This is a genomic window from Bradyrhizobium sp. PMVTL-01, assembly GCF_051861855.1.
Lineage (GTDB): Bacteria > Pseudomonadota > Alphaproteobacteria > Rhizobiales > Xanthobacteraceae > Bradyrhizobium.
The window spans coordinates 1,638,331-1,656,318 of record NZ_CP193982.1; the positions used below are offsets into that span (position 1 = coordinate 1,638,331).

The window sequence follows — 17,988 nt, forward strand, 5'->3', positions numbered from 1 at the left end:
TTTATCCCAGGGCTCTTGAAGGAGAATTGTTTGCTTCCGTCTAACCGCGTTGCGTTGCTAGCTGAAAAATGATGACGCTGAACCGCTTAGGGGTCGACACGTGTTCAATTCCGTGGGAACGGCCCGTATCCATGGCCGACGCACTTACGGCTTTCGATACGAGGACCATTGATCGACAAGCCGAGAAACAAGCCGACGGGTTTTGGCTGAATGATCGGTGCCGAGTATCGGGAAGTGCAGCACAGCTTGCGTTGGACGATCGCAGTCGAGAACAAGAGCAACTGCTGAACGCAAAAACGGCCGCTGCCATCGTGAAGACGGGCGGAGCTGCTAAGCGAATGGTCAGAATCTGCCGCAACCCGATGACCAATGGCCGCGCTGGCTCCCCGACGTGTGACCCGACGCCCTCTGGAGTGGGAAAATTAAGGAAATGCCTGAGTTTAATGCTGCTATCTGGTTTCTGGCCGCAACGACGTGTTTTGCTGCCTTTGTAAATGGAGCCATTTGCTACGGCTTTTCGTCGCTCACTGTACCCTTTGCGCTAGTTTTCTACACCAATCGCATTCTCAACCCCGCCATTGTCATCATCGAGGTCTTCGTCAACGTTTACGTCCTCCTCATCAATCTGAAGGGCGTGCGGGTGGTCTGGAGACGAGTGTTTCCCATCTTGCTCGGGCTCTTGCCGGGCGTTGCGCTCGGCGGCTATGCCTTGACCTCGCTTCAGCCGGGCTGGATCAAATTCGCCACCTACACGATCATTCTGCCCCTGATCCTGCTGCAAGCTGCGGGTTGGCGCCGCCCTATCGGAGCAAGCTGGCTGATCGGCCTGCCATTCGGGTGGATGCTGGGCGCTCTCTATTCGCTGACGACAATCTCCGGGCCTCCCATAGCGATGCTGTTTAACAACCAAGGCTTGGTCAAACACGAATTTCGCGCCGGCCTAGCGCTGGTTCGCGTGGTGGAATCGAGCGTTACCGCCTTCGTCTACTATCAGCTCGGCTTGTTCATTTACGAAAGCGGCAGCTTGCTCTATGTTTTTGTACCGAGTGTCATGCTTGGCGTCCCGCTGGGGTCCTACGTCATTCGCCGGCTTGATGCGGAGATATTCCGACGCATCTGTATGAGCTTTGATGCTTGGATCGTGGGCTTCGGCTTGTCACGGGTGCTGATTGAGCTCGATCTAGTGCAGAGCGCCTGGGCTTATAGCGTGATGGCGGCAGCGATACTCATCGATCTCTGCCTGCTATACTTGTTCTTTACAACGCACTATCCAATCTCATCTCGGCGAACTGCGGATATAAGCACCTGAACGATGCCGGCGGGCAACTCGGTATCGAATGCGCGCGCGTCCTGGATCTGCTCGACGCCGCCCTCTTCGGCGGCGATGATGATGGCTTGCAAATCTGGTTGATTGCTCCAGACGGCCCAGCCCACCGGCGCCGGGAACCCGGGATCACAGGACAGCCCTGCACTGTTGGAGGCTGATGTTGCCGCCATGCCACTCGAAATGGCTGTTGCCGGCGGCGACACGCTGGCCCAGAACAAACGAACTGAGGCCCAATGGCTGCGCGGGAACCATCTGGCGGCCGGAAATTAGGGACGAACGAATATCAAAAGCATCGGGGCCGATATCCGCTTGCGCGTGGTAGCGGGGCTCGTTGTAGTGACCTCTTGAGACAGCGCCGCCACTCGTGATGAGAGCTTCCGATTGTGCAAAGTTGTCGGAAAAACGACGGCCGTGTTAGCGCCAACTGCATAGAGGCCTGGGGCGCCGTCGGCTTTGTAGGCGTTGCGACAAGCCATGCTGAGCGATGCGATCCGACTGTCGCAGACCAGCAAAAACCATCGCCCTCGTATGGCCAGCTCATCCGGGAGAGATTGGCCGAAACACCGCCGTCCCCAGGGGCTCGACGATCACCCCTACTTGTCGCTCTCCGTGTGACGCAGTTCAGTATTTGTGACGGCATCGCATTTGCAGGGATGAAGAACGTAAACTTGAGGCCATCATCGTCGAGCCGAGCGTCGCTTGCAGGCGACGCACGCAGGATGAGGGGCGCCGCGCCCGCGAGTCCGTTCTCTCAGGAGCGTCCGTGACACCATGTGCCAATTTGTCTGCCGGCCTGCTTGGGACACGCCTGACATTTTTTGTGGCCGGATTCGGCCTCGCGGCCTGGGCGCCTTTGGTGCCACTCGCCAAGGAGCGGCTCGCGGCGGATGACCGCATGCTTGGTCTACTGCTGCTCTGTCTCGGAACGGGATCTGTCGTCGCGATGCTTTTGACCAGCGTGTTGAACTCGCGGTACGGCAGCAAGCCCATTATCCTCGCGGGTGGACTTGGACTCGCGATCATCCTGCCGTGCCTTGCAGTTTCCGACACACCTATAAGGCTCGGTGCCACGCTATTTGCTTTCGGCGTTTCACTCGGCTCGATCGATGTAGCAATGAACATCCACGCGATTGAACTGGAGCGCGCCACGGGCCGTCTATTGATGTCCGGCTTCCACGCCCGGTACAGCATTGGGGAAGTCACCGGCTCTGCCGCGGTCACCTTGTTAGTCTCCCTGCAGTGTGGCTCGCTTCTCTCGACGTTGGTCTGTTCGGCGTTAGTAACGATCGCGATTGTGACGGCCTGGCCGAGGTTGCTGGCGACGGGTTCGAGACAGCAGGGGCCATTATTTGTCTTGCCCCACCGCAGTGTGTTGCTCATAGCGGTGCTCGCGGGTATAACCTTTCTTGTAGAAGGTGCAATGCTCGATTGGAGCGCTTTGCTTCTCGTTGAACGAGATCTTCTCGCGGAGGCGCACGGGGGCATTGGTTATCTGCTCTTCTCAATCGCCATGGCCGCAGGGCGTCTCAGCGGAGATGCCGTGGTGGCGCGAATCGGCGGCCGTGCCACGTTGATGCTCGGGGCTGTACTAATGGTAACAGGCTTCTTGGCCGTGGTGGCCGCGCCCGTTGCGTTGATTGCTATGGCAGGGTTCCTGCTTATTGGATTGGGTATTTCAAATGTTGTACCCGTACTGTGTCGACGCGCCGGCAAACAGAACGTGATGCCAGCAGGCATAGCGATAGCGGTCATCACGACAGGCGGCTACGCGGGTATACTCGTCGGGCCGGCCGGCATCGGGCTCATCGCACACATATCTGGCTTGCCAATGGCGTTCGGGATGTTAGGCGCGCTCATGTCCATCGCGATGCTGTCGGCGAGGATGATGACCGACCATCGCTAAGGCATTGGTCAAGAGGAAGGGAGCGCCGGTTCGCTCCGGCTAGTGATCGCCTTCGGCGGTTGAGATTTAGAGTCGATGAGCTCTCAACTGCTGGCAGCACGTCTCGATCTGATCTTTCCTTTTACTGCAAGTCGGCAGGGGTTCTTGGCGGCGAACTGAGGGCATTGTTGACAATGAACGTTCGTCAACTTGCGAAGCAAGATTGATCGTTACGTGAGCGGCGAGTCTGCTAGGCCGGACGTTCACCGCCGGTTGATCGTGGGATCGCCCCCTTATCCGGGAACAACGAATCACTCTGGTGCTGTCCGTCGCTGTCAGCCCGATACGCCCGATATGCCAGCTGAATGCCATCCTTTAGCGAAGTCGTGGCGCGCCAGCCGAGCCCGGACAGCCGACTCACGTCGAGCAGCTTGCGCGGCGTGCCGTCCGGGCGCGACGTATCGAAGCTGATCTCACCGCGAAAACCGACGGCGGCCGCGATCATGAGTGCGAAGTCGGCGATGCTGATGTCCTCGCCGCTACCGATATTTACCAGTTCCGACGAGGAATAGGTCTTCATCAGATGGATGCAGGCATCGGCGAGATCATCGACATAGAGGAATTCGCGGCGCGGCGTGCCGGTGCCCCACACCACGACGTTTCGGCTGCCCGAAATCTTGGCCTCGTGAAAGCGGCGGATCAGCGCGGCGACGACGTGGCTGTATTCGGGGTGATAATTGTCCCCGGGGCCGTAAAGATTAGTCGGCATCACGCTGATGAAATTGGCGCCGTACTGGCTGCGATAGGCCTCGGCCATCTTGAGGCCGGCGATCTTGGCGATGGCATAGGGTTCGTTGGTCGGTTCCAGCGGGCCGGTCAATAACGAATCCTCTCGCAGCGGCTGAGGCGCCAACCGCGGATAGATGCAGGAGGAGCCGAAGAACATCAGCTTCTCGCACCCATTGGCATGCGCCGCCTGGATGACGTTGCTCGATATCGCCAGATTGTCGTGCAGAAACTCGGCGCGCAGCGTGTTGTTAGCGACGATGCCGCCGACCTTCGCGGCGGCGAGGAACACGGCTTGCGGCCGCTTCGCGGCAAACCAGGCGTTCACCGCGGCCTGGTCGCGCAAGTCGAGCTCGCTGCGCGGCACCGTCAAGAGATCGGCCTGTTCGCGTGCTAGCCGGCGCATCAGCGCCGCGCCGACCATGCCGCGATGGCCCGCAACGAAAACCGTCTTACCCTTCAGTTCAAACGACGTGCTTGCCATTGGTCGCATCCTGCTTGGCTTCAACGAGATCGCTGGCGACCATTTCCTTCACCAGTTGCGAGAACGGCGTCTTCGGAGCCCAGCCGAGCTTGGCGCGCGCCTTGCTGCCGTCACCGATCAGGAGATCAACCTCGGTCGGACGGAAATAGGTCGGATCAATCTGCACCAGGGTCTTGCCCGAGGCCTTGTCCACGCCGACTTCCTCGACGCCCCTGCCGCGCCATTCGATGCTGCGCCCGACCTCGGCAAACGCCACCTCGACGAACTCGCGGACCGACCGCGTCTCGCCGGTCGCCAGCACGAAGTCGCCGGGCTCGTCGACCTGCAGGATCCTGTGCATGCCATCGACATAGTCGCGGGCATGGCCCCAGTCACGTTTGGCGTCGAGATTGCCGAGATAGAGCGTGTTCTCGAGGCCGACCTCGATGCGGGCGACGGCGCGGGTGATCTTGCGCGACACGAAAGTCTCGCCGCGGGTCGGGCTCTCATGGTTGAAAAGGATGCCGTTACTGGCGAAAATGCCATAGGCCTCACGGTAGTTCACCGTGATCCAGTAGCCATAAAGCTTGGCGACGCCATAGGGCGAGCGCGGATAAAATGGCGTGGTTTCCTTCTGCGGCACCTCTTGCACGAGCCCGTAAAGCTCCGAGGTCGAGGCCTGGTAGAACCGCGTCTCCTTTTCCATGCCGAGGATGCGGATCGCTTCCAAAAGGCGCAGAACGCCGATTGCGTCGGCGTTGGCGGTGTATTCCGGGCTCTCGAAACTGACCTGGACGTGGCTCTGGGCGGCCAGGTTATAGATTTCGGTCGGCCGGATCTGCTGCACCAGCCGAATCAGATTGGTCGAATCCGTCATGTCGCCATAGTGCATCAGGAACGGCACGCTGCCGGCATGCGGATCCTGGTAGAGATGATCGACGCGCGCGGTGTTGAACGAGGACGACCGGCGCTTGATCCCGTGCACGTGGTAGCCGAGACCGAGCAAATACTCGGCGAGATATGCTCCGTCCTGCCCGGTGACGCCGGTGATCAGCGCAACGCGCCGCTTTGAGTCCTGAGCCGTCATGGTCTCTCGTGGTTTCGCCGGAAAGAAAAGCCCTGTGAAACGCTATTGGAAGCTGTTTCTCGTGAAGTCTAGATGGCAAGCCCGCTCCACCCGCAATTTGAGGAAAGCGATCGTTAGGTCCAGTCATACACATCAGGTAGGAAAGCACACTATATACATTGTTTTAAATCGGACTGGATTGTGTGAACGCATTGATCTCCAAAACATCAAAGTCAACTAACGCTCGCATCCTGGCTTATATCACTGACGATCCTAAGCAGACGAGATGCATGCGATCGCCGTTGCGAGCGCAAGGGCGCGCTTCGTCCGGGCTATATCTCCAACGAGATAGAAGCCGACCATCTGTGTTCCTATCTAACCTCAGGCGCAAGTACGCATACGCGTGGTCTCGTCACGGCTTGCGAGAGCGACAAGCTGGAGCCGCAGTCATCGATGCATTTGCCGGATGACGGGATGCAAGCAAGCGTACAGTCAAGCTTGCACGTCAATTCGTAGTCAAGAAAGCACCCCTACCGTTAACTTCCGGACAGAACACCCGTCTTCGCGGTCGATTCATCGCCCGTGATCAGGCGCTGTTGCCAATATTAAGCTCGCGGCAGCCAGTGGAGCGGTCGACGCAAGACAAGATGAGCAAGAGTAGTAAACGTTGGTATAGATGCTCCAACGTTTCGATATCGAAAGTTTACGCTCGTACAATAGAGCTTCGCTGCCAATCGTCTAATCTCGATGGCCGTAACTTGCCTCGGTACGAGTGTGATGGGCCTCTTAAATCCGCGCCGGAAAAATGTTTCCGGTAGCACAGAACAATTCAAGCTAGAGCTGCTGCGCAGTTTGTACTCGATCGGCAGCCAAAAGCGGAATGTAGCCGGCCGAAGCGATGATGGCTGAAGGAGGTCTAACTCACGCTTGCGAATGCGGCGGCGATACAGGCGGCCGCGAAAAAGCCCGAACTTGACGCCTGTTACCATCGGGCAGGCGATTTCATGATCGGATTCCTGTAGGCGGGACCTCGGGCCCCTTGAACTTGGGCTGCATTGATCGATATGTGTGGAATTGTCGGCATTTTGGGGCGTGGTCCGGTCGTTGGCCAGTTGGTCGCGTCGCTCAAGCGATTGGAATATCGTGGCTATGACTCCGCAGGCCTCGCGACTCTCGAAGGTCTCCGTATCGAGCGGCGGCGCGCTGAAGGTAAGCTGAGAAACCTTGAAGAGCAGCTGCGCTATTATCCGCCGTTGGGTCATACCGGCATCGGTCATACCCGCTGGGCGACCCATGGAAAACCGACCGAGAGCAATGCTCACCCGCATGCGACGGAAAATGTCGCGGTCGTTCATAACGGGATCATCGAGAATTTTCGCGGGCTGCGAGCCGAACTGGAGCGGAATGGAGCCCATTTTCACTCAGAGACAGACACGGAGGTGGTGGCGCATCTCGTCGATTCTTATCTCAAGAGGGGCTACTCGCCGCAGGATGCGGTACAAGCGTCGCTGCCACAGCTGCGCGGTGCCTTCGCGCTCGCGTTCCTTTTCAAAGCCCACGACGATCTTTTGATCGGTGCACGTAAGGGGTCGCCCCTTGCGATCGGACATGGTGACGGCGAACTGTATCTAGGATCGGACGCCATCGCGCTCGCGCCTTTGACCGACACCATCACCTATCTCGAAGACGGCGATTGGGCCGTGCTTACACGCACGATGTGCGTGATTTATAGCGCCGACGGATTTGTCGTCCAGCGGGAAACATCAAAGTCTGGCGTATCGTCACTCCTTGTGGACAAAGCGAATTATCGCCACTTCATGGCCAAGGAAATCCACGAGCAGCCGACAGTAGCCGGCAAGACATTGGCGCATTATGTCGACATGGCGGCCAAGCGAGTCGCCCTGCCGGTCACATTGCCATTCGACTTTAAATGCATTCAGCGCATCTCTATTACGGCGTGCGGCACTGCAAGCTATGCCGGGCATATCGCCAAATACTGGTTCGAGCGGCTGGCGCGCTTGCCTGTCGAGATCGATGTAGCGTCCGAGTTCCGCTACAGGGAGGCGCCTTTGCGCCGTGGCGATCTCGCGATCGTCATCTCGCAGTCGGGCGAAACCGCTGACACGCTAGCTGCGTTGCGATACGCCAAGGACCAGGGCGTGCACACGATATCTGTGGTCAACGTCGCGACGTCGACGATTGCGCGCGAGAGCGAATCCGTTCTGCCGACGCTGGCGGGGCCGGAAATCGGCGTCGCTTCCACCAAGGCATTCATCTGCCAGCTGATGGTATTGGCGGCGCTTGCCGTCGCAGCAGGCAAACAGCGCGGTAAGCTGTCCGAGATCGATGAAACAAGGCTCGTGCGTGAGCTTATCGAAGTGCCGCGGTTGATTGCTGCGGCGCTGTTGATCGAGCCGCAGATCGAGAAACTCGCGCGTTATATCGCCGATTCAAGGGACGTGCTCTATCTCGGTCGTGGCACATCGGCTCCCCTGGCGTTGGAGGGCGCACTCAAGCTGAAGGAAATTGCCTATATCCATTCAGAAGGTTATGCAGCCGGCGAGCTCAAGCACGGACCGATCGCACTGATCGATGAGGCCGTGCCTGTGGTGGTGATCGCGCCTTATGACGGTGTCTTCGAGAAGACCGTCTCCAATATGCAAGAAGTTGCGGCTCGGGGCGGCAAGATCATCCTGATCACCGATTCGAAGGGGGCCTTGGAAGCGACGGTGGACACACTCATGACCATTGTGCTACCTGAGATGGTAGCAAGCTTTACGCCGATGGTCTATGCCATTCCGGTTCAGCTCTTGGCTTACCATACCGCCCTCGTAAGGGGTGCGGACGTGGATCAGCCGCGTAACCTAGCAAAATCGGTGACTGTGGAATGAGGCTACAGTGCTATATCGGAGCATTGAGGCCACTAATGGCGTGGGCGAGCTCAGAAAGAAAACGGTCCCGGTATCAACAGTCAATCATAGACCGATCCAGCTCGATGAGCAGAGTCAGCCCTGCTTGCGTCATCATCGTCAACCGGCTAACGCTACCGGGAGCGAGCGTTACCTTCCTTTTGTTCGAGCGGAACGGTAACAAGTGGGAATTAGAGATAATTGAAAGATCCAAGTTGGCTCTCGGTTACCCAGCCCGCTATCTGCTTTGCAGCGCCAATCAGTGAAGCTCGGTTCACAAAAGATACTCTGTAGCTCATCCTCCTACCTCGCCGATGCCGATGAAAAAGTCGGTGCACAATAGCTTCGGGCCGCTCCGTCGCAGCTTATTCACCGGCAGCGCATATGCGCGACAACTTACTTTTCCCGACTGCCAGCATCCGTGCGAGTCGGGCACGTCGAGCATGCACTTCGACCTCGGGACGCTTGCTTAGGATTAGCAGTCCAGTTTGTCCCTTCGATCGCGCGTGGCAGCGGTTCACGCAATCCGATTGGACGACACGCGCCACCGCGCCCTCCGACCTGATACGTGTCATCAGATGGATTGTTAGATGCATGACATTCCCGCGCAAGGTCGAGGCCCAAAACCAAGTGCAGAGGGCGCCGCACCGGAAGGACGCAGCGCCCCTGCTGTATATGCGGCAGGCGAGTACTATTGGCCACTATCCGATCCAGCGACAGTCAGCCGCTTGTATAGCAGGATCGACTAGCCTTGCGGCGATGTGGATTTAGCATGACTGCAAAGCTAGTTGGTGCAGCGATCGCATCGGGTTCCTAACGCGGGGCCGCAGAACGGGTTGCCAGAAGAACTGGTCCTCGTTCTGGGCACTGGAATTGCTAAAAATGAGCGCTGAGGCCGAACGCGCGGGTCGCGCTCCCACAAGTCAGCCTTAGACGACCTTTCTGGCGCACGCGATATTGTTGGTCAAAGTCTGGAATCGGCCGATCTATGCAGGGCGGTCCGCGTGCCCCACTGGAACGTTGAAAAGAAAACCCGAACATGAAACGGCGCGGCGGAACTCTTAAAAGAGTCCGATCCGATCGGCGTCCAACTCCAATAAAGGAGTTTCCTCGGAGGTGTTCGCCGCCTCTCATCAAACCTGATGAATGCCAATGGCAAGAGCGTGCCGCCGTGTCGTTCAAAAGGAAGCCCTATCACAAGCCGACTTGAGAGGGCCACGTCAGGTTTTGGTAAGTCAGGCTCCCTATCAGCGCTGCTGGGCCTAACAAGCCTAAAATAGACGCGGAAATGTATGCCTGACGGGAGCACCAATCGCCATGTATAATCGGATCAATGGCTCGTCCCACTGCCAATCCTCTGACTTTGCCGACACTGATGAGCAAATGGACGCAGACATCTTTGCAAATGCGTTCGCAAATATGAGCTTAGCTGACTCTGGTTCCAGTGGCAGTTCATCTTCGACAACAAGACCGTATTCGCTCACTTCAACCCCTCCCATAATAGAGTTGAATCGTCAGTCATTCCGAGAAGCCGCGGAGGCCTTTCATGGTGACGAAATCATGAAAATCGCCAACAACCCTCAAGAGTACTCCGACTTCGTGTCCGGCAAGGCAAGGCGAACTGCAGAAGTTGCCAAAGACTACGGGAGAACCCGAGATTCCGAGAATGCGCAATACTTCAGCTACCAATTGGGCAACAAGAGTGTCGGACTTCTAAGAACGGAAGGCGGCGACAGCATGACCGAGTTCGACGTCAAAAGGTGGAAGAAGCTATTTCCTGGACGCCACGGGACTACCTCTACTGTGGATCTTCAAGTCGTTCATCCGCTTGTCGAGAACGCTGGTGATATCCTGCTCGAGCACCAGCTTCGACTAGACGGCAAACAGCCGCTGCTCAATTTACGTCCGGCTAATTCGGAAGCAAGAGCCCGTGCGGCAAAGATGGGATTCGTCGAGGTTGACGCCGACAACATGGTTCTCGACCCAGAGAAGTCAGACAAGTGGGTGAGAAATAGCGGCGGCGAATGGCAGCGAAAAGGCACTACTGCGCTGTATCTTCGCAAAGATGACGACAGTGAAGGTTGTAATACCGAGATCCCAGCTAGCCGCTCAACATACGACTATGAGGATGATTTTATGTGACCATTCATTCACCGGTGATTTGGCCCGATGGAGTAGATCAATCTAGCCTGCTCCGGGCTCCTCTGTGTTTATCGCCCTTTCGGCCGAGAGTTCCTCTGAGTTGGCTCAAAATACTGCCCCAGAGTGCTGGTTGGCTTAGCGGTTGCTAATTGTTTGAGCCTTGGAAGTAGGGGCTCACCGCGCGAGGCAATTGCGACAATGCTCGCTGATGCGAGGACCCGCATGGGGTGCCGCGGAAGTGCGCCCGGCCGCCGAGGGCCGGGCGTGTTGCGCCGAGCACGTTGGACGGCTCGGAGACCAGAAGTCTTCTACAGATGGCCTACGAAGTAGTAAGGGCCTGGGCGCTTGCCTGAGTCGGTGGGCAAGGAATGCACAGCGAAGCGGCGCCGGATCGACAAGACGGCGGGCATGCGTCTAGGGACGTAACGACGCCGTGAGCACGAGCATCGTGCAGAGCTCTTTCACCAGAATGAGCGCCGACCTGGAATGAATCAAGCCGGGTGCTCTCCGTCTCTGGCGGGGTTGTTGTTTGTTCTGCAGCCGGCCATAGTCGGTAAAGCGTGGGCGGGCAAGTCGCGGTTCCGAGTGCGATCGTCGTTCCGACGAGCATTTAGATCGGACAAGAGCTCGCAGGTTGATCGAATCAGATGTCACCTCGCTCGCCATATGCCTTCAATGCGATGTCGAGGCACTTGAGTAGCTCTTGCCTGCCAAATGGCTTGGCGAGGAAGCCAATCGCCCCGGCCTCCAGGGCTGACGCGCGCGCGCGCTCGTTGGGAAAAGCTGTAATGAAAATGAAAGGTGTGTCGTAACCACGCGTCCGCATCTCTGCCAGCAGCTCCAGCCCACTCATAGTCGACATCTGCACATCGGTAATGACACAGGATGTCTCATTCAAGTACGGCGACCGCAGGAGTGCCTCGGCCGACGCAAATATCTGCACGACGTAGCCACGCGATTTCAAAAGGTTTTCTGTCGACGCTCGGACGGATACGTCGTCGTCAACGACGGAAATCAAAGGCGTGGACAAGATGAGCCCTCCCGACGCAGTACAGCGGCAGCCAAAGCGCTAGCCACTTTCCGCGAAAAGTGGGCTTAAGTGATGGAATTGTAAAATCATACTTGCGTTTGTTCGGAACGATTGTCGCGAATTCCCAGCGTCTCGCTCATTCGGATCAGGTCGGCTAGCGACCGGGCACGCATCTTTTTCATTACGTGACCTCGGTAGATCTTCACCGTAATCTCGGCGAGCCCAAGTTCGGCGGCTATCTGCTTATTCATCAGGCCGGCCGCGACCAGTTTCATCACTGCCTGCTCGCGTGGGCTTAAGGTCTCAAATAGAGACTGCAGATTCGCGACGGTTCGCTGAACTTCCCGTCTTTTGCGATCTCGTTCGGTCGCCGCAACCACGGCATCAAGCAGTTCCTGATCACGGAACGGCTTGCTGAGAAAATCGACCGCACCTCCCTTCATGGCCTTGACGGTCATGGGAATGTCGCCATGGCCGGTGATGAAGATGATCGGAATGTGTATGTTCAACCTGGCCAGCTCGGTCTGGTAGTCAAGGCCGCTCAGGCCTGGCAGCCGGACATCAAGAACTAGACAGCTTGTAACGTCCGGAATTGTGCTCTGCAGCATTTCACGGGCCGATCCAAACGCAACGACCTCCAACCCTACCTGTTGAAAAAGGTTCGTAAGCGAGCGGCGCACGGAGATGTCATCCTCAACGACGAAAACGATCGGCTTCGTCGAGGCCTCGGCACTGCTACCCTCACCTGGCGAGTCAAATCGTCCTGTCACTGGAGGGCCTCCTTGTGTACGGGCAGGACAAACTGGAAGGTCGCGCCCGGTTCATTGTTCTGGAGAAGCGATAGCCGCCCCCCATGAGCTTCCACGATAGAACGGCAGATTGAAAGGCCCATTCCAAGGCCACTCGATTTGGTGGTGAAGAAGGGATCCAAGACGTGGTCAGCGTCCTTCTCGGCGATCCCGACGCCGCAATCGGCCACGGCAAGCTGCACGTGCCCCAGGTCGTCCTTGGATGATCGAATCAGAAGTTCGCGCGGCCGGTCTGTAACTGCGTCCATCGCCTCGATTCCGTTCATTACCAGATTGATGATCACCTGTTGTAGCTGAATTCGGTCACCGAGGATCCTAGGCAGCGCGGCCGCCAACTCGGTTCGCAACGTCACTCGGTGGCTCACCAGCTCTCGTGTTACCAGCGCAATGACGTCCCTAACGACCTCATTAACGTCGAGTGGCACCATCTCAATCTCGCCCTTCTTCGCGAGCGCGCGAACACTGCGGATCACCTCGCTTGCCCGGATTGCGTCCTCGATGATCCATTCCACCGAAGAGCGCGCGGCGGCAAGATCAGGAGCTTCCCTAGCCATCCAGCCGAGGCACGCATCGGCGTTGTTGAGAATAGCGGCGAGTGGTTGGTTTATCTCGTGAGCGATGGAAGTCGTCAGTTCTCCTAACGTCGTTACACGCGTCACATGTGCAAGCTCCGCTTGTGCCTTTCGCAGCTTTTGTTCGGCCTGATCAGCGCGAATGAGAGCCGTTATGTCAGTGCTGACGCCGCGGTAGCCCAGAAAAGTTCCGTTTCCGTCGAAGAAGGGCTTTCCACTCGTGCGGACATAGATCGGAGATCCCGTCCGATTCACGGTACGGTAGATGAGATCCCGAAACGGCAGATGCGCCTGCAACGTCGCCCGATGCTGACGCCACTTCTCCGGTTCTTCTTCCGTGTCGCACGCAATGTCCCAGCGAGGCAGGCCCATCAATCCTGTCGCCAAAATTCCCGCAGCGCTGGTGTGCTCGGACAAGTGAGTGACCCGATGATCTGGCCCGGTCTCCCAGAGCCAGTCGGAAGCGGTCTCGGCGTAGTCGCGAAAGCGCTGCTCGCTTTCGCGCAGCGCGACAAGTGTGTTTTCCAGGCGTTCCCTAGCTGCGTGCTGCTCGGTGACATCCATATGTGTTCCGATCAGCTCGCTGACATTACCATCGCTGCCGAGGACAACGTGCGCAACGGAGTGTATGCGCCTTATCCCGCCATCTGGCAGAAGAATACGAAAATCGTACTCGAACCGTTCTTCCACGTGTTCAATCGCCTGCCGCTGTACCTCCTGTAGCCGCGGCAAGTCGTCCGGATGGATGCGCGATCGAATGGTCTCGATCGATACCGGCTCTTGTGGGCTAAAGCCAAACAGACGATCGACCTCGGCGGAGCGATACACGAAATCTAGACCGTAGACATCCCAGGACCAGCTGCCTGTGTGAGTGAGATGCTGGGCCTCGGCCAGATAGCCCTCGCTGCGGCGCAGCTGCTGCTCTGCTCGCCTCGCCGCCGTAATATCCGTGGCTGCCCCAACAAACTCGATGTCACCAGATTCTGTCCTCGTGGCTCGTGCCTGCGCATGAATGTGCTTTACTGAGCCGTCCGGTAGCAGAAGCCGGTATTCGTGGTCAAAATCGCTCGGGTCTCGCATCGCGCGATCGATAATCTCTCTAACCGCAGCCCTATCATCTGGATGAGTGCGCTCAACGACGAACTGCGGCCCCGGTTGCACTGTCTGAGGGTCTAATTGGAAAATCCGAAATGTTTCTTTGGACCAGAAGGCCTCGCCCGTAGTGGGGTTCCAGCTGAAGCTGCCTGTATGACTCAGCTCCTGCGCCTGGGCCAAATGCGCTTCGCTCCGCTGCAGTGCAAGCTCGGTCTGCTTGCGCTGCGTGATATCTTCGCAAGCTATAAGGGCGACGGGGCGCTCGTCGGCCCAAAGCATGGCCTTGGCGTGTTCACGTACCCACAAAACAGAGCCGTCCTTCCTCACTTTCCGGACGTCCCAAGTGCGGGATTGTCCAACATCCTCAAAACACGCCCGAATGCATTTGCGGACGAATGCACGATCCTCCTCAAGAAATATGCCGAGCACTGATTGGTCGATCAGTTCTGCACAAGCGTATCCCAGTTGTGTCGCGCCGAACGTATTGACGTTGAGGACAATGCCGGCTTCATCGACCATGAAGTACATGGCCGGATTGTGCTCGAAGATTGCGCGCCACCGTTTTTCACGATCCTCCAAATCCGTCGCACTTCGCTGAAGCTTGGCCGCAGCCACGCGCGCAGCTTCTCGTTCCTGGCGGAGTCTTCCGATCAGGTGCGTTACCACAATTGAGACAATAAAGAATGCAACAACCACAGAAACATCGCGGGGATCATCGATTCGCAGACTGAACGCCGGCGGGGCAAAGTAGTAAGCGAGAGCAGCGATTGACACGATGCAAAGCGCGGAGGACGCGATGAAGCTGCCCTTCAACGAAAATAGTAAGACTACTAACAAATAGGCGAACGCCGTGGCGGCGAAATGCGCGTGAAAGTACAAGCAAGTCAGTGTGACCGCGGCTAGCGTTATGCTGCCCAAGGTCAGCTGAGGGGCTGAAAGTTTAATTCTGCTGACACTATACATTTTGAGACCATCCGGCCTGTTCTCCGGCGGGAGAGCTATAGCATTTTAGGCAAAAATGAGGCAATCTTAGACGCTTGGGTCCGCCTTAGACGCTCGGGTCCGCGCGTGAGCGTGTCCGAGGTTGATCACCGGTGCCGAACTCAGCACGAGCGGAGAAAAAACGCATCATAAACATACGTATAGTTGTCCTAAACCTATCAATAGGTGTCGCAGACGGGGCTGCTGTCGAAGCCGAAATGTCTGCTTTGCGCTGCTGCCGGTAGTCCTTTGGGCCAGTCTCTTGAGCCTACAGCCGATGCATCCCCTTACACCCCTCGAATGAGGATAGCGGTTTCAGTTCGGCCGGGAGGTAGAATCGAAAGAAATCAGGCGCGCCTCCGTACCGGCAAAGAGCAGAAACAAGCTGCCGTCTCGCAGGCACGAAGAATGCGCAAGGGCGATCCCGCCTAGCTGCGAAAGACTCGTTTCCACCTGGTTTCGCTGGAATCGAGCGGCGACATCGACGTCGAATCCAGGGCAGCCTTGCAACGACTCGCCACGCCTGCGTCGATTTCCATCTAATCCACGCCGATCACACCCGCCATGATCTGATGACGCAGCGCGCACGGTAACGACGGATCACGAGTTGCATCCGCAGGATCCCGCCGGCGCTCCTCGTCGCGTGAGGCAAAGGGAGCGACGTGCATATGAGTATTCGTATGCGGACTAATACCCAGTCCGTCGCGCCGGACGTGTTCTGTCGCAGTCTTTGATCTGGCTTCGCAAAAATATTGCGCAAGCGCTCAGGTGGCCGGTAGCCCTGAGCGCGAAAGAGAAGCCCTGAAAAAAGGCCTACTTCTTTGCACGCCTGCCTCCCAGGAGAGCCGTCTGGCCGCCGCGCAAGGGCTGCGCACCGGAGAGCGCATGAGATAGTCATTCGTGCCCGAATGGCGGCGGCTAAGATCCCGGACCTACCTCATTGTGCTTGTAGTGTCGACAGTGGTGGAAACGGTGGGCTGGCTGAGCCGAGCCTGCAGGGTCACGTGATCGAGCTCGCCTTCCCACCAGGATACGAACACAGCCGCGATGCCATTGCCGATGATGTTGGTAAGGGCGCGCACCTCGCTCATGAACTTGTCGATCGAAAACACGATTGCCATACCCGGCACCAGAGCTGGGTTTACCACCGATAATGTCGCAGCGAGCGTGATGAAGCCCGCGCCAGTGACGCCGCTTGCTCCCTTCGACGTTAGCATTGCCACGAGCAGGATCGTGAGCTGCTGGCCAAAGGTGAGATCGACGCCGAGTGCCTGGGCAATGAACAATGTTGCAAGTGTCATATAGATATTGGTGCCGTCAAGGTTGAAGGAGTAGCCAGTTGGCACCACCAGCCCGACTACCGGCTTGGAGCAGCCCAGCCGCTCGAGCTTCTCCATCAACTGCGGCAGCGCGCTTTCGGAGGACGACGTACCGAGCACGATCAGAAGCTCGTCCTTGATAAAGACAAGGAACTTGAAGATTGAAAAACCGACGAGGCGGGCGATCAGACCAAGCACCACTACCACAAATAGCGCAGCCGTGACGTAGAACAGCGCGATCAGACCGATCAGATTGCCGAGTGCTGCGGGCCCGAACTTGCCGACCGTGAAAGCCATGGCGCCGAAGGCGCCGATCGGGGCCGCTTTCATTACAATAGCGATTACCCCGAACACCGCGTGTGCGACGTCGTCAATCATCCCGCGCAGACGCTCCCCACGCTTGCCCAGCGCCATCAGCGAGAAGCCGAAAAGGATCGCGAACAGGAGAACCTGCAGAACATCGCCGCGAGCGAAGGCGCCGATCACGCTATCGGGAATGATGTTGAGAATAAAGTCGACGGTTTTCGAGGCTTCCGCCTGCTTGACGTAATTGGCAACCGCCGCGGCATCCGGCTTAACCGCAAGGCCATGGCCGATCCGGACCAGATTGCCCATAACAAGGCCCAACAGCAAGGCAAAGCTGGAGACGATCTCGAAATAGAACAGCGCCTTCACGCCGACGCACCCGACTTTCTTGGCATCCTGAATATGCGCAATACCAGATGTGACAGTGCAGAAAATAATCGGCGCGATCACCATCTTGATGAGCTTGATGAACCCGTCACCAAGCGCCTTGATCCAGTCGTTGGTGGCGATAGACGGCCATAGGCAACCAACCATGACGCCAATTAAGATCGCGATTAGCACCTGGACGTAGAGTATCTTATACCAAGCTTGCGACGCGCGTACAGGCAACGCAGTTGCCATGGTGGTCATGACGCTTCCTTCCCGAATATACTCGAATGTGAGCCGCCGCTTTGTTGAGAGGCGACAGCGTCATACGAGACCAATCATTTTAGCCTTGCCCTGATTGAAGACGGTTCCGAGAGCCGGCGCGTCCTTCCAAAGGCAGACGTTTAGTTACGTTGTCCTTTCTCCCTAAGCAAGATATGCACCAGATCCCAAACTGCGGCCGACTTGCCTGTGTTCGGCGGCTTCGGCTTAAGTGCTCGTACCGCGTTCGCGCAAGGTCGAACAAAAACCGTAACGCGCATTAGCGCCGTTACGTCTCGGTTGGAGTGCTGAGATCGATGCAACAGTATGTGGCATTCGTAAAATTGATAATCTGGATTGTACGCATTTACCGGATGGAAGCCTGGTTCATGTCTCCATTGCGCGGACAAGGGATGAACTGCGTTGCCGCTCGCGGCGAAGCTCGTTAGTGCCGGAGCGTGTGTCTCCACGCCCGTGCTGACGATGCACAACTAGCTGGGGAGGTCGAGAGGCGGCCTTCGCTCGCGGCGCCTCGCGCATTTGCCGCGTCGCAGAAGCAGCGTACGACGATTTCTAAGCTAGATCCTTCGCTTTGCTGCCGAGCGGCAGGCCTCCTGCGAGCCATTCAGCTAGAGGCCCCCGCGAGGGCGGCGTTTGAGCCGGCTACAAACAAA

11 protein-coding genes are annotated in these 17,988 nt (G+C 57.6%); 4 read left to right on the forward strand and 7 right to left on the reverse strand.

The window, feature by feature from the left end; genetic code table 11:
• Positions 1–430: 430 nt before the first annotated feature.
• On the forward strand, positions 431–1,309 hold the full coding sequence (locus ACRQ5Q_RS07670; protein ID WP_439396817.1) for a sulfite exporter TauE/SafE family protein: 879 nt from the start codon (positions 431–433) through the stop codon (positions 1,307–1,309).
• Here ACRQ5Q_RS07670 and ACRQ5Q_RS07675 read toward each other — a convergent pair.
• On the reverse strand, positions 1,267–1,497 hold the full coding sequence (locus ACRQ5Q_RS07675; protein WP_439396818.1) for a hypothetical protein: 231 nt from the start codon (positions 1,495–1,497) through the stop codon (positions 1,267–1,269). The genes ACRQ5Q_RS07670 and ACRQ5Q_RS07675 overlap by 43 nt on opposite strands.
• 593 nt (positions 1,498–2,090) lie before the next feature.
• On the opposite strand from ACRQ5Q_RS07675, the gene ACRQ5Q_RS07680 reads away from it, so the two are divergent.
• Positions 2,091–3,230, forward strand: coding sequence for an MFS transporter (locus ACRQ5Q_RS07680; protein ID WP_439396820.1), 1,140 nt, complete (start codon positions 2,091–2,093; stop codon positions 3,228–3,230).
• Between the two features lie 229 nt (positions 3,231–3,459).
• Here ACRQ5Q_RS07680 and ACRQ5Q_RS07685 read toward each other — a convergent pair whose 3' ends face one another.
• Positions 3,460–4,479 (reverse strand): GDP-L-fucose synthase family protein, encoded by a 1,020-nt coding sequence (locus ACRQ5Q_RS07685; RefSeq protein WP_439396822.1) that lies wholly within the window; start codon positions 4,477–4,479, stop codon positions 3,460–3,462.
• Positions 4,460–5,545: a GDP-mannose 4,6-dehydratase gene (gene gmd, locus ACRQ5Q_RS07690; protein WP_439396823.1), complete on the reverse strand. Its 1,086-nt coding sequence runs from the start codon at positions 5,543–5,545 to the stop codon at positions 4,460–4,462. Before gmd ends, ACRQ5Q_RS07685 begins: the two co-directional genes overlap by 20 nt.
• A 1,043-nt stretch (positions 5,546–6,588) precedes the next feature.
• Between gmd and glmS the strand changes: the two genes are divergently transcribed.
• Entirely contained in the window at positions 6,589–8,415 is a 1,827-nt protein-coding gene (gene glmS / locus ACRQ5Q_RS07695) for a glutamine--fructose-6-phosphate transaminase (isomerizing) (RefSeq protein WP_439399710.1), read from the forward strand.
• 1,335 nt (positions 8,416–9,750) lie between these two features.
• A complete protein-coding gene (locus ACRQ5Q_RS07700; RefSeq protein ID WP_439396825.1) occupies positions 9,751–10,575 on the forward strand; it encodes an Effector protein NopP in 825 nt (274 codons plus the stop codon).
• Positions 10,576–11,218: 643 nt separating this feature from the next.
• Here ACRQ5Q_RS07700 and ACRQ5Q_RS07705 read toward each other — a convergent pair.
• The 4 genes from ACRQ5Q_RS07705 to dctA form a co-directional block, all read right to left on the reverse strand.
• Positions 11,219–11,605, reverse strand: coding sequence for a response regulator transcription factor (locus ACRQ5Q_RS07705; protein ID WP_271526570.1), 387 nt, complete (start codon positions 11,603–11,605; stop codon positions 11,219–11,221).
• 86 nt (positions 11,606–11,691) lie between these two features.
• On the reverse strand, positions 11,692–12,375 hold the full coding sequence (locus ACRQ5Q_RS07710; protein WP_439396827.1) for a response regulator transcription factor: 684 nt from the start codon (positions 12,373–12,375) through the stop codon (positions 11,692–11,694).
• Complete coding sequence (locus ACRQ5Q_RS07715; protein ID WP_439396829.1) at positions 12,372–15,044, reverse strand: PAS domain S-box protein; 2,673 nt, start codon at positions 15,042–15,044, stop codon at positions 12,372–12,374. The genes ACRQ5Q_RS07710 and ACRQ5Q_RS07715 overlap by 4 nt, the downstream gene beginning before the upstream one ends.
• 950 nt (positions 15,045–15,994) lie before the next feature.
• On the reverse strand, positions 15,995–17,317 hold the full coding sequence (dctA, locus tag ACRQ5Q_RS07720) for a C4-dicarboxylate transporter DctA (protein WP_439396831.1): 1,323 nt from the start codon (positions 17,315–17,317) through the stop codon (positions 15,995–15,997).
• Between the last annotated feature and the right edge of the window lie 671 nt (positions 17,318–17,988).